At 42.6% G+C, this 21,887-nt stretch carries 20 protein-coding genes and 1 pseudogene; 16 read left to right on the top strand and 5 right to left on the bottom strand.

Features of this window, described 5'->3' with window-relative positions; genetic code table 11:
* The first annotated feature begins 36 nt into the window (after nt 1–36).
* The 10 genes and pseudogenes from DPF93_RS18990 to DPF93_RS18945 all read left to right on the top strand — a co-directional run bounded on the left by DPF93_RS18990 (nt 37) and on the right by DPF93_RS18945 (nt 9,137).
* Nucleotides 37–1,383: an asparagine synthetase B family protein gene (locus tag DPF93_RS18990; protein WP_164675399.1), complete on the top strand. Its 1,347-nt coding sequence runs from the start codon at nt 37–39 to the stop codon at nt 1,381–1,383.
* A complete protein-coding gene (locus DPF93_RS18985) occupies nt 1,380–2,045 on the top strand; it encodes an arylamine N-acetyltransferase (RefSeq protein WP_114767619.1) in 666 nt (221 codons plus the stop codon). The genes DPF93_RS18990 and DPF93_RS18985 overlap by 4 nt, the downstream gene beginning before the upstream one ends.
* Before the next feature lie 377 nt (nt 2,046–2,422).
* Nucleotides 2,423–2,581, top strand: a pseudogene (gene tdh, locus DPF93_RS18980) (L-threonine 3-dehydrogenase); the annotation flags it as partial.
* Between the two features lie 383 nt (nt 2,582–2,964).
* Entirely contained in the window at nt 2,965–4,110 is a 1,146-nt protein-coding gene (locus DPF93_RS18975; protein ID WP_114767617.1) for a PfkB family carbohydrate kinase, read from the top strand.
* Nucleotides 4,111–4,154: 44 nt separating this feature from the next.
* Nucleotides 4,155–5,114 (top strand): ribokinase, encoded by a 960-nt coding sequence (gene rbsK, locus DPF93_RS18970; RefSeq protein ID WP_114767616.1) that lies wholly within the window; start codon nt 4,155–4,157, stop codon nt 5,112–5,114.
* A gap of 19 nt (nt 5,115–5,133) precedes the next feature.
* Entirely contained in the window at nt 5,134–5,724 is a 591-nt protein-coding gene (locus tag DPF93_RS18965) for an ECF transporter S component (RefSeq protein ID WP_114767615.1), read from the top strand.
* A gap of 14 nt (nt 5,725–5,738) precedes the next feature.
* On the top strand, nt 5,739–6,536 hold the full coding sequence (locus tag DPF93_RS18960; RefSeq protein ID WP_114767614.1) for an energy-coupling factor transporter transmembrane component T family protein: 798 nt from the start codon (nt 5,739–5,741) through the stop codon (nt 6,534–6,536).
* A gap of 1 nt (nt 6,537) precedes the next feature.
* Nucleotides 6,538–7,398, top strand: coding sequence for an energy-coupling factor ABC transporter ATP-binding protein (locus tag DPF93_RS18955; protein WP_114767613.1), 861 nt, complete (start codon nt 6,538–6,540; stop codon nt 7,396–7,398).
* Nucleotides 7,382–8,182: an energy-coupling factor ABC transporter ATP-binding protein gene (locus DPF93_RS18950; RefSeq protein ID WP_114767612.1), complete on the top strand. Its 801-nt coding sequence runs from the start codon at nt 7,382–7,384 to the stop codon at nt 8,180–8,182. The genes DPF93_RS18955 and DPF93_RS18950 overlap by 17 nt, the downstream gene beginning before the upstream one ends.
* Nucleotides 8,183–8,186: 4 nt before the next feature.
* Nucleotides 8,187–9,137, top strand: coding sequence for a nucleoside hydrolase (locus DPF93_RS18945; RefSeq protein WP_114767611.1), 951 nt, complete (start codon nt 8,187–8,189; stop codon nt 9,135–9,137).
* A gap of 136 nt (nt 9,138–9,273) precedes the next feature.
* On the opposite strand, the gene DPF93_RS18940 is transcribed toward DPF93_RS18945, so the two are convergent.
* On the bottom strand, nt 9,274–9,495 hold the full coding sequence (locus tag DPF93_RS18940; RefSeq protein WP_114767610.1) for a hypothetical protein: 222 nt from the start codon (nt 9,493–9,495) through the stop codon (nt 9,274–9,276).
* Nucleotides 9,496–10,014: 519 nt separating this feature from the next.
* On the opposite strand from DPF93_RS18940, the gene DPF93_RS18935 reads away from it, so the two are divergent.
* The 5 genes from DPF93_RS18935 (at nt 10,015) to DPF93_RS18915 (ending at nt 16,410) form a co-directional block, all read left to right on the top strand.
* The gene (locus DPF93_RS18935) at nt 10,015–11,223 is read left to right on the top strand and encodes a NupC/NupG family nucleoside CNT transporter (RefSeq protein ID WP_114767609.1); all 1,209 of its coding nucleotides are present in this window, start codon (nt 10,015–10,017) and stop codon (nt 11,221–11,223) included.
* 205 nt (nt 11,224–11,428) lie between these two features.
* Nucleotides 11,429–12,658 carry a peptidase T gene (gene pepT, locus DPF93_RS18930; protein ID WP_114767608.1) on the top strand — a complete coding sequence of 410 codons (1,230 nt, stop codon included), beginning with the start codon at nt 11,429–11,431 and terminating at the stop codon, nt 12,656–12,658.
* 52 nt (nt 12,659–12,710) lie between these two features.
* Complete coding sequence (locus DPF93_RS18925) at nt 12,711–13,178, top strand: DM13 domain-containing protein (RefSeq protein WP_114767607.1); 468 nt, start codon at nt 12,711–12,713, stop codon at nt 13,176–13,178.
* Between the two features lie 61 nt (nt 13,179–13,239).
* Entirely contained in the window at nt 13,240–14,088 is an 849-nt protein-coding gene (locus DPF93_RS18920; protein ID WP_114767606.1) for a mechanosensitive ion channel family protein, read from the top strand.
* A gap of 288 nt (nt 14,089–14,376) precedes the next feature.
* Nucleotides 14,377–16,410, top strand: coding sequence for an EAL domain-containing protein (locus tag DPF93_RS18915; RefSeq protein ID WP_114767605.1), 2,034 nt, complete (start codon nt 14,377–14,379; stop codon nt 16,408–16,410).
* 56 nt (nt 16,411–16,466) lie between these two features.
* Here DPF93_RS18915 and arsB read toward each other — a convergent pair whose 3' ends face one another.
* Together arsB and DPF93_RS18905 are read right to left on the bottom strand one after the other, a co-directional pair.
* Nucleotides 16,467–17,537, bottom strand: coding sequence for an ACR3 family arsenite efflux transporter (gene arsB / locus DPF93_RS18910; RefSeq protein ID WP_114767604.1), 1,071 nt, complete (start codon nt 17,535–17,537; stop codon nt 16,467–16,469).
* A gap of 86 nt (nt 17,538–17,623) precedes the next feature.
* On the bottom strand, nt 17,624–17,962 hold the full coding sequence (locus DPF93_RS18905) for an ArsR/SmtB family transcription factor (RefSeq protein WP_114767603.1): 339 nt from the start codon (nt 17,960–17,962) through the stop codon (nt 17,624–17,626).
* A 304-nt stretch (nt 17,963–18,266) separates the two neighbouring features.
* On the opposite strand from DPF93_RS18905, the gene DPF93_RS18900 reads away from it, so the two are divergent.
* Nucleotides 18,267–19,274: a GGDEF domain-containing protein gene (locus DPF93_RS18900; RefSeq protein WP_114767602.1), complete on the top strand. Its 1,008-nt coding sequence runs from the start codon at nt 18,267–18,269 to the stop codon at nt 19,272–19,274.
* Between the two features lie 19 nt (nt 19,275–19,293).
* Here DPF93_RS18900 and DPF93_RS18895 read toward each other — a convergent pair whose 3' ends face one another.
* Nucleotides 19,294–19,917 carry an esterase/lipase family protein gene (locus DPF93_RS18895; RefSeq protein ID WP_114767601.1) on the bottom strand — a complete coding sequence of 208 codons (624 nt, stop codon included), beginning with the start codon at nt 19,915–19,917 and terminating at the stop codon, nt 19,294–19,296.
* A gap of 237 nt (nt 19,918–20,154) precedes the next feature.
* A complete protein-coding gene (locus DPF93_RS18890) occupies nt 20,155–21,846 on the bottom strand; it encodes an L-lactate permease (protein WP_114767600.1) in 1,692 nt (563 codons plus the stop codon).
* Between the last annotated feature and the right edge of the window lie 41 nt (nt 21,847–21,887).

Here is a 21,887-nt window from a genome sequence, read left to right as displayed (position 1 = left end):
TGTACAGAGAAGCTCCGGCACAGGGGGCCTGACAGCATGAGCATCTCTATAGGTAACGGTGCTTCTGTAGGCTTTCAAAGACTTTCGATTAATGGTGATGCAGAGCAAGGGCATCAACCTTTTGAAGAGCAAGGATGGTCTGCTGTCGTAAATGGTGAGGTCTATAACTATCGAGACTTAATTGTGCGGCATCAATTACCAGAGTCAGATTGTGACACTTCTGTCATGTTACCTCTATTTCTAATGATGAAAGAGGATATCATAGATGAGCTAGATGGATTCTATGCTGCAGTTCTATTGAACCCTGAAAGAACGGAAGCATTTTGCTTGCGTGACTTTATGGGCAAAAAGCCACTTTTTGTGGGTTCACTCAAAGGCACTGTTTTTATTACGAGTGAGCTCAAAGCTTTACCAGAAGCAGATTGGTTTAAAGCTTTGCCAAAAGGTGTATCTAAGGTGAATTTGAGCTCTGGTAAGTTTGAGCTTTTAAAAGAACATCAACAAGAAACGACCGACAGCCTCTTAAATGAAGCTCTGATAGAGAGTGTTCGAAAGAGATTACCAAGTGACGATCAACCCGTGGGTGTTTTTCTTAGCGGGGGGCTTGATAGTTCAATCATAGCCAGCATTACATCTCGATTTAGAGCGGATGCTCATTACTTCATTCTAGGTAATATAGATAGCTTAGACTCAGCTGCAGCTAAGACAGTGGTGGAATATTTATGTCTTAAAAACGTCTCTTATGTTTCGCTACCGCATGAAGATGAAATACCTGAATTAGTTTCCGAAACTGTTCATGTAACAGAGAGTTATAACCCATCGGTGATCAGCAATGGCCTCTCAACATTTCTTTTGGCAAGAGCGGCTAAAAAAGCAGGTATTAAAGTGGTTTTAACAGGGGAAGGAGCTGATGAACTATTCGGTGGCTATCATCAATTCTCGGAAAAAGATCCCTGGCAGGAAACAAGAAACCAGCTAATAAACGATATGCAATTTACCGAATTGAGGCGACTCGACCTCTCCTGTATGGCAAACTCTATTGAACCTAGGTGTCCTTTCCTTGACCGAATGGTTAGAGCATTTAGTAACCAGCTAGGTTATGGTCAGCTTTATAATGCGAGCGGCAACAAGGTAGTTTTGAGGCAAAGCTTTTTGGGCTACCTTCCTGATGAAATCCTCAAGCGCCCAAAAACTTCCTGTGATGTGGGAAGCGGGGTTCGAGGTATGGTGGTCCGCTATCTCAGGCAAAACGGTCGTTCAGAGCGTGAAGAGTTACTGAAGATATGGAGAACACACTTCAATTTTGAGTTGAGGGACAACTATTTTCACTCGTATCCAGTCTTTGATATTGCTATTGATGTTCGAGGAGAATCTCACAGGTGATTCCTCATATTGAACAGTTAATCCTTGAGCACTTCAGGAATATTCCTTTTCATAACTTGAATCTGTTAATGGGCAGGCTGGGAGAAAACACGATTCCAGGAGGAACCTGTTCGGATAAAACACTAGCATTTCTTTCTGATGTGCGTGATCGTGGCGCAAATGCTTATTTACACACTGCATATATTGGAGGAAAAGAGATTCATCGATTGGTCAGAGTTAATGTTGATGGTCGCAGCTTTTATGCAGATATTGGTAATGGTTGGCCAGCACTGAGGTTATTGCCTGCAGATGAGGCCGTCTCCTTTGAATGCTTCGGTATGAAGTATCGTACGGAGGTAAATAATGAATGGTTGGTTGTATTCCATGAAAAGCAAGGAAGAGAAAGCCTTCAGATGGAAATAAATACTACTCCTCGCTCGGAAAGAGAGATTTTTGATCAGATTAACTCTCGTTACACTTCTGGTATCCAGTATCCATTCTCCAATAGCCTACGTTTCTCTCTCGTTGTTGGAGAATCATTTTTGTTTCTACGGGGAAATCGGCTAGAAAAGTACTCGAAAACTGGATTCACAGTCAAAGAGTTGGATGAGCAGGATATTCCCAAAGCAATTCAGCAAGAGTTTGGTTTTGATGTGACTTCTTATTTTCCGTTTAACAACTAACTCTTGAAATCTATATAAATGTAGTAGGGAGATCGACGATCTGAAGACTGATCACTGACTATTTCGTCATTTGATGCGTGTTCAGCTTTCAAATGTTACCCATACATTTTTATCAATAAGAGCGAATTTTCACAACCATCTGACTTATTTATGTCCATTTTCGAGTTGGAGAGGTCTACACCTCTTATAAGGAAGCTTTTGATTGTGAGGTTTGGCTTCGTAGCTTGATCTTTGTTCGTGCAGTATACTAACGTATCGGGAAGTTTGTTTTGACTTTCTAGTTCTCAAACTTGGGATCAATACGTTCCATAAGCGTCCCATAGACTGTAGTTTTTCTCTAAATGCATAATAATTCGTGGTTTTCTCATGGTTCGCCAGACATGTTCGAAACTTGGTACAAGATGGCAAGCCTTATCCAATCGGGTCTAGATTTGACGCCAATCATAACTCACCAATTCAAGGTAGATGATTTCCAGCAAGGCTTCGACATTATGCGCTCAGGCATGTCAGGCAAAGTTATTCTCGATTGGGAATAATAAAGTTCGAACGTAGAGAGTAGTCGGTAACACTTGTTATAAAAAATGCCCCAATTAATATTGGGGCATTTTCATATGTAAAATATAAAGAGTGTTATAAAACATATTTAAGTTACTTAGCTTATTTGTGATTTCTAGCCAAAATATTGTAGATATATTCTGTTTTGGTTATTTGACGGATGGATGAATTGCCGTATGTATTCATATGGTTTTTCGATAAATAATTAATATGGATGTAATAAAGTTAAGTTCACTTTATTGTAAATCATTCTCATATAAACCTTAATGTTTATATTGGTTCACTTTCTTTGTTAGTAATCACAGACAGATAAACAGGATAACGTTTAGATTAATGTCATAACGTTGCCGTTGAGGTTTATCGTATGAGTGCATTGACTAAGATTGAAAGAAGAAAGTTCATCCTTGATGAGCTCAAAGATAAAGGTCGAGTTACTATTGATAGCCTTGCTAAGCAACTAGACTGTACCTCAAAAACTATTCGTCTTGATCTCAAAGAACTAGAACGTTCAGACATGATTACGCGCTTTCATGGTGGCGCGAAATCAAACGCTGATATTGGTTCTGCGATAGTGAATGTCATCACTTCTGATTTGTTCAATAAAGTGGTTCATTTCGAGCAAAAACGAACAGGCAAGCTGTTTGTCTTTGGCAGCTTTAATGTCGATATTACGTCATATATTCCTCATTTTCCTGAGCCCGGTGAAACCGTAAGAGCGAATCAGGTAACAAGAACTTCAGGAGGTAAAGGCACTAACCAAGCAGTTGTGGCAAATAAGAATGATGTTCACGTTACATTATTAGTTAAGGTCGGAAATGATCATTTAAATAGCTACGCAAAAACAACTCTAAAGAATATGAACTTCGATAGGTTGTTTATTTTAGAGAGTGGTGATTATTCTACGGGGTTAGCACAGATTCAGGTTAGAGAAAGTGATGGTAAGCATAATATTTCAGTTTATCTCGGCGCGAACGAGCAAATAAATGAAAGAGAGCTTTATGAGTGTTGTGAACTGATAAATAACCATGATTTACTTTTAGTTCAACTTGAAAATAACCAGGGTGCAACTGAGGGCGTACTTAGAAATGCGCATCAAAAAGCGATTCCAACCATATTGAACGCGTCACCATTTCGACCATATGCAATGCAGTTATTAAAGTATGTGGATACTTTAATCGCAGATGAGCGTGAAATACTTCAAATTGCCAATTTAGATAGTCAACCAAACGCGTCAATTACTGATGCAATTAAGGCGATTAGCGCGTCAGGTGTTAAGCAAATTATTGTTATCGGTTCTGATAAGAGTTTTTGGCTATATAGCGAAGAACAGGTCGAAGTGATTGAGAACCAAGGAATGATCTGTATGGATGAGACAATGATTAATGACTCTTTTGTCGGATGTTTCGCTGCCAAATTGGTTCAAGGGAAAGGTTTTTACCAGTCTGCGCATGAGGCGTCGAAATACATTAAAACGACATTCGCAGAAAAGAAAATTTCTTGTTTAGCCTAGCTAGGCTATCGGTTTTAAAAGTTGGTCTAACAGTGAGAGCAATTATGGATGTACAAAATCACAAACATAAAGTTGTTGTTGTCGGCAGTGTCAATGTCGATCACGTTATGAAAGTTGATCGCTTCCCGCATCCAGGGGAAACAGTTTCCAGCCAGTTTTATCAATGTGTGCTCGGAGGAAAAGGGGCAAATCAGGCTTTTGCTGCTGGCAACATTACCTCGCAATCCATGTTTATCGCTTGTGTGGGTGGTGATACTCACGGTGAAGATTTGGTTGAGAAAATCCATGCTTTGGGCTGCACCACGCAAGGTATCACCACGATTAAACATCTCAATACTGGTGTGGCGCTGATTAATGTCGAAACAAGCGGTGAAAACAGCATCACTATTTCAGCTCAAGCGAACGCCTTACTCGATCCGCAGGTCATCATGGGCTTTAGCCAAGCTATCGCAGAAAGCGACTATGTGCTTTTACAACTTGAAACGCCAATAGATGGTATCGAAGCCGCTATCAATATTGCCAAAGAGAATAACACCAAAGTGGTGCTTAATCCCGCGCCTGCGCAAAAGCTTCCCCTCGGTCTTTTAAACCAAGTCGATTTGATTACGCCAAATGAAACGGAAGTAGAAATTTTAACAGGTATTAAGGTCAGCGATGAAAAGAGCCTGATTGAGGCGAGCGACCACTTCCACCAATTGGGCATTGAGCAAGTGATTATCACACTTGGTTCGCAAGGGGTTTGGTATAGCACCAAAGGTAAAGCTCAGCGATACCAAAGCTATCAAGTGGAGGTAAAAGATACCACGGCGGCGGGAGATACATTCAATGGTGTGCTGGTTGGCTATCTAGCCATCGGCTACGACATAGAAGCAGCGATAGCTCTAGCTCAGTGCGCTGCAGCAATTTGTGTAACAAAAGATGGTGCTTATAGTTCAATCCCAAGTAGGCACGACATAGAAGCTTTCCATAAGGACAGACATCTTTCTGAGGTCGCAATGCGTTAACTACAAAAAGGACATAGTCATGATTAAGATGCTTAAAGAACAATTAAACACATCGGCTTTGGTGTTGATTCCCATTGCTGTTGGTATCAACCTTGTTGGTAACTTTGCCGCAAGTACGCTTAAGTTGCCGGTTTTCCTTGATTTAATCGGCACCACGATTGCGGGAGTTTTAGGTGGCTGGTTGGTCGCTGTTGCGGTTGCGATTTTTTCTGCGGTATTCCAAGGAATGTTTGTTAACCCAATCTATTTTCCTTTTATGGTCGTCGGCATTGTTAATGCGCTTATCATCGGTTTTTGCGCCAAAAAAGGCTGGTTTGATGATATTCCGCATTCATTTATACCTTGGGCGTTGTTGGTTATTGCCTCCACTATTACCGCTTCATTTGTTTCAATCATTGTCTTTGGCGGGATCACTGGAGCGACGGGAGCATCGGTACTGACCGCAACATTTATGGCCGCGACAGATAGCATTATTAAATCTGTTCTTTCCTCAACACTCATTATCGAATCGATAGACAAATTAATCGCAGTGTTAGTTGCTGTAGTGGTGATTAAGAAACTACCAAACAGCCTACGAAACTTGAACACTCGTGTCGTTGATGATTTCTAAATTTGGGGTTAACTATGAGCACATCATCTTTAAGTTATCAAAATAGTAGTGGGCTGCTTAATCATCTAAACCCGATCACAAAGCTCTATTTTATGATTTGGTTTGTGATGCTAAGTCTACTCACTAGTGTGCCGCTGTTTATTGCAGCGCTGTTTGTCTTACTTGCTTGCGTTGTCGCCATATCCAGTTGTGCAATGAAAGTAACCAAGCTTTCAGTCAGCATTCTGACACCTATTTTTCTGTTTTTGAGTGTGGTGCACGGCTTGGTTAATCCAGCTAACTCAGAAGTGCTATTTTCATTTACTGTTTTCGGCTACGTTATGGACGTTGGTCGAGAAGGTATTGTCATTACCTTAAATCTTGTCAGTAAGCTGGCTCTCATTCTGCCGATCGTGTTTGTATTTGTATTCACGACTAAACAAGAAGAACTGATGCCTAACCTGATCCATAAAGGCGTTCCGCCGACCGTGAGCTATCTGTTTTTGGCATCGATTAACGTGATTCCTCAGATCAAGCAAAAAATGGAAGTGATTCGTCTTGCTCAAGAAACGCGAGGCATCAAAATGGATGGCTCCTTCCTGACTCGAGTGAAAGCATTTATCCCGATACTAATGCCAGTGATCCTTTCATCGCTGTCGGATATTCACTCACGAAGCATCACCTTAGAAATTCGTTCTTTTGGTGTATCAAGAAAAACTACCAGCTTGTATGACTTAGAAGAGTCCAAAGTTGATAAGCTGATTCAACGTCTTCTAACCGTGTCGTTTTTGCTGTTCATCTGCGTAAAAGTTGCTGCGAATTTAGGGGGGTAATATGCAAGATCTGTTAACCGTTAAAAATCTTTGTATCAGGCATTACAAACGCAATGGTCATGTCGATGCCCTTAAAGATGTGAGCTTCTCTGTTAAACCCGGTGAATTTGTTAGTTTATGCGGGGTGAATGGCAGTGGCAAAACTTCGCTAATGATGGCACTTAATGGACTGATCCCTCATTTCACTAATTCAAAAATGAAAGGTGAGATCATCATCGATGGTTGGAATACTCAGGAGAAAAGCGTTAGCCAGTTATCGACCAAAATTGGTTTTGTTTTTGATAACCCGTTTAACCAAATCTCATACACCACGGAAACCGTTCGACATGAGATTGCGTTTGGCTTGTGCAATCAAAATATCCCAGTAAGAGAAATCGAAGAGCGGATTGATGAAATTGCCGACTTAATTGGCATTCACCACTTAATGAGTAAGTCGCCATTAGAGTTGTCTGGAGGTCAGTTACAGCGTGTCGCAATTGCATCAACTTTGGTACTGAAGCCAAAACTGCTGATGCTGGATGATTGCACATCTCAGCTTGACCCTGCTGGTGCAATTAAGATTTTTGAAATTGTTGAAAAGATAAAAAGCACTGGGATGACGATCATCTCTGTGGATCACAACATGGAAAGGGTGTGCAGTTTTTCCGACCGCATTCTGGTGCTGGAAGATGGCAAACAGATTGACTTTGGCTCGCCAGCAGAGGTAATGGCAAATCAGTCAATCTATCAACACAAAATACAAAAGCACGACTCACTCGCGATGTCGGAGTTGCTTGTTCGCCATCATCAGTTGCCGCAAACACAAATAACGCTGACCGAATTGCTGGCTAATTTGGAGAAAGAAAATGCATGTTGTAGTTAAAGATGTCTCATTTTCCTACGTAGAAGGTATCAAGGTATTAAAAGGTATCAACGTCGATATAGATAACCAGTCGGTAGCGATCATTGGGCAAAATGGAGCAGGGAAAACAACCTTTATTAAGCTGCTTAATAATATGCTGCCTTTAAGCAGTGGTGAGATTCTGATTGATGGGGTGTCGGTATCGAGTAAGCCGTTAAACCAATGGTCACAATCGATAGGCTTCGTTTTCCAAAACCCGAAAGACCAACTTTTTAACGAAACGGTATTTAAAGAAATTGAGTTTGGCTTATTGCATCAAGTTCGCGATGCAAAACAGCGAGAAGAGAAAGTTAAACAAATTGCAGCTAAAGTGGGCATCGAACATTTGTTAGAAGAGCACCCGCTAGAAATACCGTTTAGCCAACAAAAGCTAGTAACACTTGGCACCGCTTTGGTTAACGATCCGCAACTCGTTCTATTAGATGAACCGACTGCGAACCAAGACTGGCTCGAAGTTGAGCACTTTATGAAGGTTATAAATAGTCTTCAACAACAAGGTATTCAATTCATTACCATCAGCCATGATATGAATTTTGTCACCAATACATTTAATCGCATTTTGATCTTTGGACAAGGGCAGTTGTTATCGGATACGGCAAACTTTGCCGCGTTTGATGATCAAGCTGTGCTGGCTCAAAGTCATATTGTTGCCCCGCCAGTGGTGCAAGTTGCTAAGCAGATGAAAATGAAAGGGACACCACTTAACCTCAACGAATTTGAACGAGAACTTTTAGCGGAGCTTTAGGCATATGAAAAAACTGATTATCGATTGTGACCCTGGCCATGATGATGCAATAGCGCTTATGCTTGCGATTGGAAATCGAGATAAGTTCGATATTCAATGCATTTCAACCGTTGGTGGTAATCAAGTCCTGGAAAAAACAACCCATAATACGCTAAGGCTGTTGGAGTTAATGGACAGTAATATCCCGGTTGTGGCAGGTCGAGATAAGCCTTTGGTGAGAGCGTTAGAGATCGCCGATTCTGTTCATGGTGATAGTGGTATTGATGGACCAGAGCTGCCAGTTACGCAAAAGCGAGCATTGGATGAGAATTTTATCGATACCTATGTTCGTTTACTCGATGCACTTGAGCCAGATGAAAAGATGACGTTTGTCGTGACGGGTCCACAGACCAATATGGCGCTATTCCTACTCGCAAAACCTGAATATAAACACAAAATCGAGCAGATTGTATTTATGGGCGGCGCGTGTTTTGGCGGTAACTGGAGTCCAAAGTCGGAGTTCAATATTTATGTTGACCCTGAAGCTGCCCAAGTTGTGTCGGCATCGGGAGTGCCTATCGTGATGTGTGGGCTTGATGTCACGCATCAGGCGACAATCAATCAAGAGGAGATTGAATACTTTAGGCATTCAGGTAGCCAATGTGGCTTGGTTATCGCTGAGATGCTTGATTTCTTCTCTGAGACTTCAACGCCTGAGTTTAGACGTGAGCAAGAAGGGAAAAAGATCCGCCTTCATGATGTCACCGCAATAGCCTACTTGTTAAGCCCGGAGATTTTTGAAACGCGCGAACTGTACTATGAAGTGGATTTATCTGAATCAAGAATAATGAGAGGAGCCACTGTTGTTGACTATGGTCATGTGCTTGGCAAAGCAGCTAATGGTTGTATTTGTTTTGATATTGATAGAGAAAAGTTTATCCAACTGATAAAAGACGCCGTGTCACGTCTTCCATAGTTAGGCGAATTGGTTAAAAGAATCAGCCCTGTCATGTTGTTAACGACAGGGCTTTTTTGTCTGTGGCACAAAGTAATTTGCAGCCGTTAGCCTTCGTATCGGCTATTCTGGATAGGTCAAAGTATCGAAGGTGCTCTTAAACATACTCATCGATATGGTGCATTTTGCGCACGACATTTTCGCCTTGAAAGGTTTTAACCACGACGCCGTCTTGATTACGAATTTGAATTTGGTTGTGTTGATTAAGCGACGCACTTAAGTGATCGCCTTGGTTTTGCAAGCTTTGGTCAATAAACTTGGTTGCCGCTTTTAAGTTGTGCTGAATGTGCGGTTGGTAGATGGCATTTTCGATTCTCATCACGTCACCATAGTAATGTTTGTCTAACCTCACTGCTCAACATATCACCAGTTTCTATTGCCGTCTATGCTCATTAGAGAAATGCGATTTAGTGGTTTGTATTGATAGCCTTACAAAAAAAAGACCCCGCGAGGAGCGGGGAAGAAGGTTGTTGTATTTTGTATGTAGCCAAGTTGACGTGTTAGAACGTAAGGAGTTATCAATTAACTTATTTAAAGGTAGAAATGAAGTTTGATTTTTACCAACTCAAGTATGCATTTAGTTGCTCTTGCTGTGCTGAATGTGATCTTAATTCAAGAAATCCCTCAAATGCCGCTCAATATCAAAACGTTTGCGTGATTAAAAAGTAATCGCTTGAACGTTTGCGTAAAAATATGTGATGAATGTATCAATTCTATCGCTATACTTGCCGCCCGGTTATGGGCAAAAACCCTACCAATACAAGCCGTCACATGGACGAGTGAATGACCCCAAGGACAGGACCAGCTGTTAATTCAATGCTTGTAAAGGTGATCTTAAGTGAATGTGATTTTTGGTTTAATCGGTATCCTAGTCCTAGTTGGATGTGCTGTACTGTTGTCAGAGAGTCGTAAGGCGATCAATTGGAAAACAGTATCGCGAGCGATGCTATTACAGGTTGGTTTCGCCGCCTTAGTTCTCTATTTCCCGTGGGGGCAAGTTGCGTTATCCAGTCTAAGTGGTGGTGTAGCAAGTCTTCTCTCTTTTGCCGATGAAGGCATCAAATTTCTTTTTGGCGATCTTGCTAATACCGGCTTTATCTTCGCTGTCCGCGTCCTTCCTATTATTATCTTCTTTAGTGCGGTTATCTCAGCGCTATATTACTTAGGCATCATGCAACGCGTTATCGAGTTTATCGGTGGCGGTATTCAAAAGTTCTTGGGTACCAGTAAAGCTGAATCTCTGGTTGCTACAGGTAATATTTTCCTTTCTCAAGGTGAATCACCACTTCTTGTTCGTCCTTTCCTTTCACGTATGACTCGCTCTGAACTGTTTGCTGTAATGGCTGGTGGTATGGCATCGGTTGCGGGTAGTGTGCTTGGTGGTTATGCTGGTCTTGGTGTTGACCTTAAATACCTTATCGCGGCAAGCTTTATGGCGGCACCGGGCAGCTTGATGATGGCCAAGATCATCGTTCCTGAACGTGACACGCCAGTGGACCAATCAGACATCGAGATGGATAAAGCGCAAGACTCGAACGTTATCGATGCACTAGCAAGTGGTGCGATGAATGGTATGAAAGTCGCGGTGGCTGTGGGTACCATGCTAATCGCATTCGTATCTGTTATTGCGATGGTAAACACTGGGCTAGAAAACCTAGGTGAACTTGTTGGTTTCACGGGTGTGACGCTACAAGGTGTGTTCGGCTACTTGTTTGCGCCACTGGCATGGGTTATCGGTGTGCCATCAAATGAAGTGCTAATGGCTGGCTCTTACATTGGTCAGAAAGTGGTGATGAATGAGTTCGTAGCATTTATCGACTTTGTTGAGCACAAGCAATTGTTGTCTGAGCACTCGCAAGTGATCATCACTTTTGCTCTGTGTGGTTTTGCGAACATCGGTTCAATCGCGATCCAGCTTGGTTCGATTGGAGTGATTGCGCCTGAGCGTCGTTCTGAAGTTGCGAACCTAGGTCTGAAAGCGGTTGCCGCTGGTACGTTGGCAAACTTAATGAGTGCTTGCCTAGCAGGTATCTTTGTCCTGCTTTAATCAAAAGACTAAATTCTTTTAAGCGCCATCGTCATGGCGCTTTTTTTTGTCCTTAATTTGGCTATAGCGGGGAAATGGGTGTTTATATCAATGCATTTTGTCATTTTAACCATATGATTGACGGAAAATGGTCATGGTTTTTGCCTGACTGGAGTCCTGTAATCTGTTTGGCTGCTGAACAGTCTAATTATCAAGAGATGTATTTATGGATAATTTGGTCGCACGTTTCTTGCGTTATGTGACGTTTGATACGCAATCTAACCCAACTCAATCTGTTTGCCCAAGTAGTGAAGGGCAGCGTGTCTTTGCTCGTCAACTGCATGATGAACTCATCAACCTCGGCTTAAGTGATGTTTCACTCGATGAAAATGGCTACCTTATGGCGAGGTTGCCAAGTAATGTTGACTACCCAGTGCCTGCGATTGGGTTTATTGCGCATATGGATACAGCGCCAGATGCTTCAGGTGCTAATGTAAAACCGCAGCTTGTTGAAAACTACCAAGGTGGCGATATAGCATTGGGAGTAGGCGAAGAGGTTCTGTCTCCAGTTCAATACCCTGATCTTCATCAGTTACACGGTCATACCTTGATCACCACAGATGGTACTACACTGCTTGGTGCTGATAATAAAGCGGGCATCGCGGAGATCATCACTGCCGTAGCAACCTTAATTGAAAACCCAACGATTCCACATGGCGATATTTGTATTGGTTTTACCCCGGATGAAGAGATCGGGCGTGGTGCCAACTTGTTTGATGTTGAGAAGTTTGGTGCAAAGTGGGCTTACACTATCGATGGTGGTCCAGTTGGTGAGTTGGAGTTTGAAAACTTCAATGCAGCTAGTGCAGATGTGATCTGTTATGGCACAAATGTTCATCCGGGCACAGCCAAAGACAAAATGGTTAACTCAATGAATATTGCGGCACGTTTTCAAATGATGATGCCAGCTGATGAAACGCCAGAGTGCACGGAAGGCTATCAAGGCTTCTACCACTTGAAGTCGGCTGAGATGTCGGTTGCACGCAGTGAACTTGGTTACATCATCCGCGACTTTGAACGTGAGGGTTTAGAGCAGCGTAAAGCCTTTATGCAGAGCATTGCTGACTCGCTTAACGCAGAGTTAAAGCGCGGCAAAGTTGAGCTCAAACTGGCAGATAACTACTTTAATATGAAGGAAATGGTTGAGCCTCACCCGCATGTTATCGAACTGGCAAAACAGGCGATGATAGAGTGTGATGTCGAGCCTTTAATCAAGCCTATTCGCGGTGGTACAGATGGCGCGCGTTTATCCTTTATGGGGCTGCCTTGTCCAAATATCTTCACTGGCGGTTACAACTTCCACGGCATCCACGAGTTTATTAGTGTCGAAGGAATGCTGCAGGCTGTGAAGGTTATTGTGAAGTTGTCAGAAAAAACAGCATTAGAATACCGCTAAGTGCCACAATGCTCTAATCTTGAGGTAAGTGCCTAAAATATTGGAGTTTCTAATGCGAATCTTATTACTAATAGGTTCACATCTTGTCGTCGCTTTTATGGGCTTTGCGCTAGGTATCTACACATTGCCCATCCTGACACAACCGGCGTCCCCCGCACTTGAAGAAATTCAGGGCATCTCACAGCATGCCCTGTTTAATGCAGAGTTTCAGCGCGAACGAATCGACAGCGACTTTCTTCACTGGGGCGAAGGCTCGGTCTCAATTAGCGATACCCAAATTGTTTTTATGGGCGAGTTAGCGCCTGGGCCTGACTACAAGCTCTACTTATCACCGGTGTTTATTGAAACCGAAACCGCATTTGCTCAGTACAAGGATACGATGATCCAAATTGGTGATGTCAAAACTTTTGACCGATTTAGTTTAAATTTACCAGCTGGGGTGAATGTTTCTGAGTACAACACAGTGATAGTATGGTGTGAGAGTTTTGGAGAGTTTATAACTTCCGCTCGCTATAACTAAAACTATATCAAGGCATGAATGACTCAATGCCAAGTACAAACATTGCTTACAGGAGTTACACGTGGAGAAAGTACAAGTTGTAATCGATTTTCTTCTCACGCACAAAATAGTCTTTTCTGTTTTAATTATTACATTCATTTCGATGATCCGCCGTTTGGCTCTGTCCAAAATCCGTGGTGACGTGGCCTTTGTTTCTGAAGATCAACGCAAATGGATGTCGCGAACCAAAAATGGTTCGTTTACCACTATTGTCCTATTGTTGTTTATTCTATGGCAGTCGGAGATCAACGAGTTTGCTCTGTCGTTAACGGCTATTGCAGTTGCTGTCGTAGTGGCGAGCAAAGAAATCATCTTGTGTTTTACTGGCTCGATTCAAAGGGCGAGCTCGCGCTCTTTTCGTATCGGTGACTGGATTGAAGTCGGTAAGCTTTGTGGTGAGGTGATTGAGCACAATATGATGGCGACGGTGATTCAAGAAATCGACCTCTATCATGGGCAATATCACTTCACAGGTAAAACTGCGACCTTACCAAACAGTATGTTTTTTACCTATCCGGTAAAAAATCTCAATTTCATGAAGCGCTTTGTTTATCACGATTTCTCTATCGTGGTACGTGACTTCGTCAATCTCTATCCAATGCTACCACTACTTACAACCAAGATAGAGGAGCATTGCCAAGATTTTAGCGAAGTAGCTCGTCGCTATAACTCAATAATTGAACGTCACGCTGGTGTGGATTTGCCGGGTTCAGAACCTCATATCCATATCAATAGCACCTCGACTGGCGAGCAAAATATTCACGTCATGATTTTCTGTCCAACGGATCAAGCCAATCATATTGAGCAGCTTATTCGCCAAGATTTTATGGTGATGTATGAAGAGCGATTCCCTGTTAAAAATGAGCAATAAATCAACAGTTTGATGTTGGATTTGCTTATTAACCCTGCAAGTTAAAAGGTTAATCTTTACCATAAAAAATCCCAATGGAAGTTTGCTTTCATTGGGAGTAACGTGCGCCTGCTTGCTTATATATCACTCTATGTGCCTATAAGTTAAGTTGCTCAGAAATGAGTTGTCAGTTTGGCGCTGTTGATAGACCAACCACCTCAATATTGAGGTACACCACAAGGAATGAATGGGGGCGGCGTTTCTATTTGCAAGGCTTGCATAAACGCAAATAATGAGAAAAAGCCCAACATGAAATTAAAATCGCTTTACCAATTTATCGCGAGTACATCTGAGAACAGTTACGTTAACGGCTTATGTAATGTGTTTTTGATGCTTCTACCAATCAGTTTATTGTCTGCATTTTGTATGCTGTTGGGCAATAGCTTTACGCTGATCGGCATGACGGAGCTTGCAGATAAAGTTCTCTTCACAAGTACTCTAATTTGGAAGCTATTTCGAATCTTACTGGTTGTGTATTACTCGCAGTTTTTGGCGACGCTACATAAAACCTCGCGCACCAATGTGATTACACCTTCATTGTTGATCTATGTAATTTTAGGTCACGAGTGGGGGATGTTACATCCGGGCACTATGATCCCAACTAACTACCCACTTGCGATTTTTATCCCTTTATTGGTTAGTAAAACCACCCAAATTTTAGAGCGCAAGAAACTGTTTATGGAAAGTGAACTACCTAATGTAGTTGACCAAACCATTAACTTAGTTGGGGCATGTATCTTTATGGTCGTGCTGTATGCTGGAGCGGGATACTTGTTCAAGGGCTGGATTCAGTCATTCAGCGAAGTTGTACGCTTAATTCCAAGCTTGGATGAGTATTCGCTTGGCGATGCATTGCTTTATGAGCTTATTCGCAATCTGTTTTGGGCTATCGGGGTTAATGGTCACATTATCCTGGCGCCAATTAAGAGTGAAGTGTACGAGTTCTCTGTGCAAAGTTTCGAACTGCATTCGACCTTTGGGAATCCGTTACCGATCCTAACCAGTAACTTTTATGATATTTATGCTGGAATGGGAGGCTCGGGTAATACGTTAAGCCTTGTGCTGTGTATGCTGCTTTTTACCAAAAACAAGGGCTACCGAACACTCGCTGTTGCGACACTGGTGTTAAGTATCTTCAATATTAATGAACCGATTTTGTTTGGTTTGCCGATTATTTTTAATCCAGTATTGGTCATCCCTTTCTTGTTGACACCATTAGCGGGTTTGTCGATTGGTTATCTCGCAACTGCGCTTGGTTGGGTTGACCCTGTTTCGACTTTCGTTAGTTGGATGACTCCTGCTTTTATAAGCGGCTATCTGGCGACGGGTAACGACATTGCAGCACCAATTTTGCAGTTGGTTATCGTACTGGTTGGTATGGCGATCTATTTGCCATTTTTCAAACAGATGGACAAAGTGGCGGGCAGTAACGCGGTGTTTACCAAGGGACTATCCGACAACTTCTTTAACTATCGTGATCTTGGCAATAGCCGTTCTGTGATGGGCGTATTACCGCAAATGAGCGCCAATTTATCAGCTCAGCGTGAGATTAGCCAATTGCAAAAGACCGGTGATTTCGTACTTTTCTATCAACCTCAGTATGATATGAATAAAGAGTGCGTGAACTCGCTTGAAGTGTTGATTCGCCACAAAGGTTACGACGGGAAAATCACCCCACCATGGTTTTTAGGTAGCTTTGCTAAGCTTGGTTTGACTTCAGAACTCGACCTATGGGTGGTTAAGCAAGCTTTAGAAGAGGTTAGCCCACTGGCGACAAACCCGAACTTCAAAGTGTCGATTAATATTTCGCCGGATACTTTCTTAGTCGAGAACTTTGCTACCATAGTATCGGGTTTAATAGCGAAAAGTAGTTTGTCTTTCAATCAAGTTGAGTTTGAAATCACTGAGGATCTCCTGATCCAAGATGAGAAGAAAACTTGGTCTGTGCTGCAAGAGTTACGTCAAAAAGGCATCCGTATTGCGTTAGATGACTTTGGTGCAGGCTATTCTTCTATTGGTTACTTAAGCCGATATGAGTTTGATAAAGTAAAAATTGACCGCTCTTTAGTGCTCAATTTGAATCAGAAAAACGGTCGTGAAATGTTTAGCTTAACGAGCCAATTGGTGCGCACAACGGGCGCTGAGATTGTGGTAGAAGGGGTTGAACAGCAAGAAGAAATTGATTTCATGCGCGAGCAGAACATCGATTTGATCCAAGGTTTTTACTTCTTCAAACCAATGCCGTTTAGCGACATCGTCGATAAAGACTTATTTTGTAAGTGATGAAATATGAAAAGAGGGCAGTTGCCCTCTTTTTTGTATCTATTTTCCCTTAGCTATTATTGCGCCTTAGCAAAGGCAGGGTAACGCTGCTTGAGTCTAAGTGCGACGTTAACTAGCGCAATCAAAACCGGCACCTCAATAAGTGGACCAATCACGCCCGCAAATGCTTGGTCAGAGTTAAGCCCAAATACCGCGATAGATACAGCAATCGCTAACTCAAAATTATTGCCTGTTGCGGTGAAAGCGATGGACGCATTTTTGTCGTATTCAATACCCATACGTTTGCCAACGTAGAAACTGACAAAGAACATCACCACAAAGTAGATAGTCAGCGGAATTGCCACTCGTACCACGTCCATTGGTAGTTCGAGGATCATCTCACCTTTTAGACTAAACATCAGCACGATAGTCGCTAGTAGCGCAATCAAAGTAATTGGCGAGATAGCAGGGATAAAGCGCTCGTTGTACCATGCTTCACCTTTCATTTTCACCAATAGTTTACGGCTCATAAAACCAGCAAAGAAAGGAATGCCTAGGTAGATTAATACGCTTTCGGCAATATCAATCATAGAGATATCAACCGCAAACCCTTGGAAGCCAAATAGAGGTGGCAGGACAGTGATAAACAACCATGCCATAAAGCTGTAAGTAACTATTTGGAATGCGCTGTTAATCGCCACCAGTGCAGCTCCATACTCTTTGTTGCCGCCGCCGATATCATTCCACACTAGCACCATCGCAATACAGCGAGCTAAGCCAATTAGGATAATCCCGACCATATATCCAGGATGATCACCAAGAAAAGTGATTGCGAGGATGAACATTAGAATCGGTCCGACTATCCAGTTCATAAACAGCGATAGCTTGATCGCTTGTTTATCTTTTTTCACTTTGCCTAGTAGGCTGTAGTCAACTTTGGCAAGTGGTGGATACATCATCAGAATTAGACCGATGGCTAACGGGATGTTGGTTGAACCAACAGACATCGACTCATTCCAAAGTGCGATGTCTGGAAAAAGCGCACCCAATCCGACGCCAATCGCCATTGCTAGGAAAATCCACAATGTTAAGTAGCGATCAAGAAATCCCATTTTAGGTTTCGCTATTTGTTGTGTTGTCGCATTCATAAGTTTCTCTTCGTTAATCGTCGAACAACGATGTTTATGGAAAAATTTTTTGGAGTGAGTTAGGGCTTTTCCCTAACTCTAGGTCGTTATTGAGTGATTTGCTCAAATAACTCTATAAATTGTTTAGTTGCTCTTGGCGCAACGCGATAACAAATCTTTGGTGGGTTAGGCTCTGCGATGATCAATCCAGCTGTTTTTAGAATGCGTAAATGTTCTGAAACGGTTGATTGCGCTAATCCTAACTGAGAAACAAGATCACTGTTTAAGCAGCCGCCGATAGATTCGAGCACCAACAGAGTTTTTAAGATACGTACTCGAGCAGGATGCGCCAACGCTTTAGCTTGTGCAGCAAACTGCTGTTCTAACTCTAGTTGCTCAGGAGAGGCTTCTAGTACCGATGAATCGCTTGAATTACAGTTGTTCATACATCAAAGAATAGTTAATCGTCGAATGGCGATATGTTAGTTCTAGATTGGTTGAGAATCAAGATCAATTTAGTGTTCGGATAGTAGATGCATAAACGTTCCTTGATATGCTCTATTGGCAAAGGCGTGTAGGTTTGTGACTAAGAGAACTGTATTGATGTTGTATGTAACCCATATGTTCCAAAAATGTGAAATACATAGCTCGCTTATTTCTTTTTCATCGCTTTGGATATGTTACATTTGTCACGAAGAGTTGAAATGTGACTCGTTGATAATCTATTAATCTAACTTGAAGGGATGCAAGATGGATGAATTTGAGCTTGATGGCACGTCAACTCTACGGGTCAAAGTGCTCAAAGGCATGAGTATCGGTATTGGTTCGTTGGCGCTACTATTGTCCATTGGTAATGTCACCATTGGACAAAGCTACATGCTTGCCTTTAGTGAGTTGCTTTATGCTCTCTATTCTTGGTATCTGTACAAGCAGATTAAAAACAAGACGCTTAAGCCTTGGCATAAATACATTATTAGCGCATTTATTACCGCAATCATTGTTTATGGCACCTCTATAGAACACGCAAAGTGGGGCATTTTTGTCTGGACATATGTTCTGCCAATCATCTACTACTTGTTGCTGGGCAAGAAAGTCGGTTTAATTGCCACCATTGCGCTGTTTATCACCCAAAGTTCGATTCTATTTATTATCCTCGACCCTGAAAATCGTTACTATCCGGTCGGGATAATGATCAACTTTACGTTTAGCTACTTGAGTGTTGCGGCGATTTCCCATGTCTACGAGGCGAACCGTTTTAGCACTGAACAAAAGCTCAAGTCATTAGCAACCATCGATACTTTGACTCAAGTAAATAATCGCTTGGCGTTAAGGCACCGTTTTCAAGAGCTGAAAAAATCACAAAGCCCTTTTTATGTCATGATCTTAGATATTGACCACTTTAAAAGGATTAATGATGAGTTTGGCCATGATGCCGGTGATGTTGTTCTTACTTCTGTGGCGAAAAAGATTGCTGAGTTAGCTGGCAATGCAAATGTTTACCGACAGGGCGGCGAGGAGTTCTGTGTGATACTGGAGCAGGCTGATCGCAAATATGTCATGTCAGTTGCTGAGAAAATCAGGCAATCAGTGAGCCATAGCTCAGTGCCGTTTGAAGAGCATGATATCGATATTACTGTAAGTATCGGTATCTCCGACACAGTGAAACAAAATTGCTTGGTTGAAGCGAATCGAAGGGCGGATGCCAATTTATACAGAGCGAAAAATAGCGGCCGAAACGCGATTGTTGCCTGTGGCTAATATACCCTATTGGGTAAGCTCATTCGGCGTGCTCAAAACGGTTGTGGTGAACAAAGTGGTCAATTTGCTTAGGCACGAACGAATTGTAAATCAAACTGGTGTGGGTACTTGGGCTTAGAATATGATCGGTCATACCTTCAATTTTTGTCTCCTCGACGGTAACAGTGCCGTCAGAGAGAATTGAGTTATCCATCATCAGTAGCGCTCGCGCCCCCACTGGTAATGTTCCAGCAATGCAGCCCAAGTATTGCGGGTATTGCCATTGATCTTCATGCAGGTTTAAACCATGTAGAGGCGAATTGCCTAACATGGCGCCAATCCCTAGTTGCTGCATGCGTTCAACGATAGAAGCCCCTCTAATTGGGCTTCCAATCGCGATAACATGACTGACGGTACCTTTGCTTGGCTTTCTTGCTTCGAGGTAAGCTTTGATGATCAATCCCCCTAAGCTATGTCCGACCAGCACATTTGGCTCAGTTGTGCTTAACGCATCATCGATCTTTTGGAAAACTTTCGTCTTATCAATCGCAACCGTGTTGTAAGTTAAGGTTTGTGTTGAATAGCCATATTTACGCAGTTTATGACTCAATGGCTGCATCGCTAAGCCATGCATATATAAACCATGCAAAATAATGATTTTCATCGATACCTCAATAGCTTCAGTATGTTACGACAATAAAACTATCATGACAGAGAAAGCTAAAGCAACTATTGAGCTAGGTTAGTAATTGCACCAAAAACGAAAGAATTGATGCTGATGTTCGCGGGGAACGAAAGTTAGAGTACAATCGCAGTCTTGTCGGACGTAATGAACATCAGCATCAAATTTGATGCGGTACTAAGTGAGGGGAGAGGTTTAGCACCGCAGGAAGGCAATGGTTTATTTCATTAACACATCATTGAACTGAAAACCGTAAATTAAGATAAGACCAATAATGCCCGTCATCACTAGGTAGTAGAATGTAGGGATCACGGTTTTTCTCAGCGTTGCGCCTTCACGACCAAGCAAGCCAACTGTCGCCGAAGCTGCGACCACATTGTGAATCGCAATCATATTACCAGCGGCTGCGCCAACAGCTTGCAGTGCCACGACGACGACACTAGAGATAGTGAGCGTTTGTGCGACTTCAAATTGGAACTGGCTAAACATCATATTAGATACGGTGTTAGAGCCGGCAATAAACGCGCCTAATGCACCAACCGTTGCACTTAATGCTGGGAAAGCCGTGCCAACAATACCTGCAGCAAAGTTTGCTGTGGTCACTGGCATACTGGCGAGATCCGCACCGTTAACGCCGGAATTGATGAAGATACGTACCATAGGAATAGTGAACAGCAGTACGAAACCTGCACCAATTAAAGTTTTACTCGATTCCGTAAATGCCGCACTCAGTGGTTTTAAGCTTTTCGCTTGCATTAATACCGCGACTAGAGCAACGAATACTAGAATACCGCCAGGTAGGTAAAGTGGCTGAATAGCAGTGCTGATGCCAGTTTCACCCAGGATATTAGCAAAGGAAATGCTGACACTGGTTAACAGAGATTTAAAATCAGCACTTACACGACTGGCAACCAATACCACCGCTAATAGTACGTAAGGAGCCCAAGCCATCACCAAGCTCATTGGTTTGTTGGTATTATCTTTTAAATCGATTTTCAGAGAGCCTAGCCATTCTGCTGGCCATTTATCTTCAGATTCGAAGTCCCACTTTGTCTTTGGTACCAAAAAGCCTTTTTTCGCTGCTGAAACGACGATCGCAAGACCGAATAAGCCGCCAATCAGTGAAGGGAACTCTGCACCCAAGAAAACACCAGTTAGTGCGTAAGGTACGGTGAACGCCACACCTGCGAATAGAGCGAACGGTAAAATATCTAAACCTTCACGCCAACTTTTGTTTTTGCCAAAAAAGCGCGTTAGCATCATTGCCATTAGTACCGGAATCAGTGTACCGACGATGGCATGAATGATCGCCACACTCGAGGTGATTTGTTGAAGGTAAACACTCCAGCTAGAGCCATTTTCTACCAATACGCTACCAATGCCATGCGTATCTAAGCCCTTATTTACTCCAACGATAATTGGTGTACCTACTGCGCCAAATGACACTGGCGTTGACTGGATCATCATTCCCATGAGTACTGCCGCTAGGGCAGGGAAGCCAATCGCCACTAACAGTGGTGCGGCAATCGCAGCCGGGGTACCAAAGCCTGAAGCGCCTTCAATAAATGAGCCAAAACACCAAGCAATAATAATCGCTTGTACACGACGATCTTCAGAGATGTCAGTAAAGCCATTGCGTATTGTGGTGATCGCACCAGTGTGTTTGAGAGTGTTAAGTAAGAAGATAGCGCCAAACACAATCCAAAGTACGGAAACTGTGATGCCAAGACCTTGGAAGATAGAGGCGAACACGCGTGTTGGTGACATATCCCAAAACACGAGTGCAATTATCACAGTAAGTGCAAATGCGATAGGCATCGCACGTTTAGCGGGCCAGTTTAGACCAACCAATAGAATCGCAGCCACCACAATAGGTGAGAATGCGACTAAGGCAAGTAGGGTTTCATTCATAGGGGAGTTCCTTTCTCGGGCAATACAATCAAATGCTGACG

This window comes from Vibrio rhodolitus, assembly GCF_003350325.1.
In the GTDB taxonomy this organism is placed as follows: domain Bacteria; phylum Pseudomonadota; class Gammaproteobacteria; order Enterobacterales; family Vibrionaceae; genus Vibrio; species Vibrio rhodolitus.
This window is presented reverse-complemented; position numbering and strand designations above follow the sequence as displayed.

Excerpts from the sequence above, each read along its gene's own strand:
- DPF93_RS18990 (WP_164675399.1), top strand. The coding sequence starts at position 37 with ATGAGCATCTCTATAGGTAACGGTGCTTCTGTAGGCTTTCAAAGACTT.
- DPF93_RS18975 (WP_114767617.1), top strand. The coding sequence starts at position 2,965 with ATGAGTGCATTGACTAAGATTGAAAGAAGAAAGTTCATCCTTGATGAG.
- rbsK (WP_114767616.1), top strand. The coding sequence starts at position 4,155 with ATGGATGTACAAAATCACAAACATAAAGTTGTTGTTGTCGGCAGTGTC.
- DPF93_RS18965 (WP_114767615.1), top strand. The coding sequence starts at position 5,134 with ATGATTAAGATGCTTAAAGAACAATTAAACACATCGGCTTTGGTGTTG.
- DPF93_RS18960 (WP_114767614.1), top strand. The coding sequence starts at position 5,739 with ATGAGCACATCATCTTTAAGTTATCAAAATAGTAGTGGGCTGCTTAAT.
- DPF93_RS18955 (WP_114767613.1), top strand. The coding sequence starts at position 6,538 with ATGCAAGATCTGTTAACCGTTAAAAATCTTTGTATCAGGCATTACAAA.
- DPF93_RS18950 (WP_114767612.1), top strand. The coding sequence starts at position 7,382 with ATGCATGTTGTAGTTAAAGATGTCTCATTTTCCTACGTAGAAGGTATC.
- DPF93_RS18945 (WP_114767611.1), top strand. The coding sequence starts at position 8,187 with ATGAAAAAACTGATTATCGATTGTGACCCTGGCCATGATGATGCAATA.
- DPF93_RS18940 (WP_114767610.1), bottom strand. The coding sequence starts at position 9,495 with ATGAGAATCGAAAATGCCATCTACCAACCGCACATTCAGCACAACTTA.
- pepT (WP_114767608.1), top strand. The coding sequence starts at position 11,429 with ATGGATAATTTGGTCGCACGTTTCTTGCGTTATGTGACGTTTGATACG.
- DPF93_RS18925 (WP_114767607.1), top strand. The coding sequence starts at position 12,711 with ATGCGAATCTTATTACTAATAGGTTCACATCTTGTCGTCGCTTTTATG.
- DPF93_RS18915 (WP_114767605.1), top strand. The coding sequence starts at position 14,377 with ATGAAATTAAAATCGCTTTACCAATTTATCGCGAGTACATCTGAGAAC.
- arsB (WP_114767604.1), bottom strand. The coding sequence starts at position 17,537 with ATGAATGCGACAACACAACAAATAGCGAAACCTAAAATGGGATTTCTT.
- DPF93_RS18905 (WP_114767603.1), bottom strand. The coding sequence starts at position 17,962 with ATGAACAACTGTAATTCAAGCGATTCATCGGTACTAGAAGCCTCTCCT.
- DPF93_RS18900 (WP_114767602.1), top strand. The coding sequence starts at position 18,267 with ATGGATGAATTTGAGCTTGATGGCACGTCAACTCTACGGGTCAAAGTG.
- DPF93_RS18895 (WP_114767601.1), bottom strand. The coding sequence starts at position 19,917 with ATGAAAATCATTATTTTGCATGGTTTATATATGCATGGCTTAGCGATG.
- DPF93_RS18890 (WP_114767600.1), bottom strand. The coding sequence starts at position 21,846 with ATGAATGAAACCCTACTTGCCTTAGTCGCATTCTCACCTATTGTGGTG.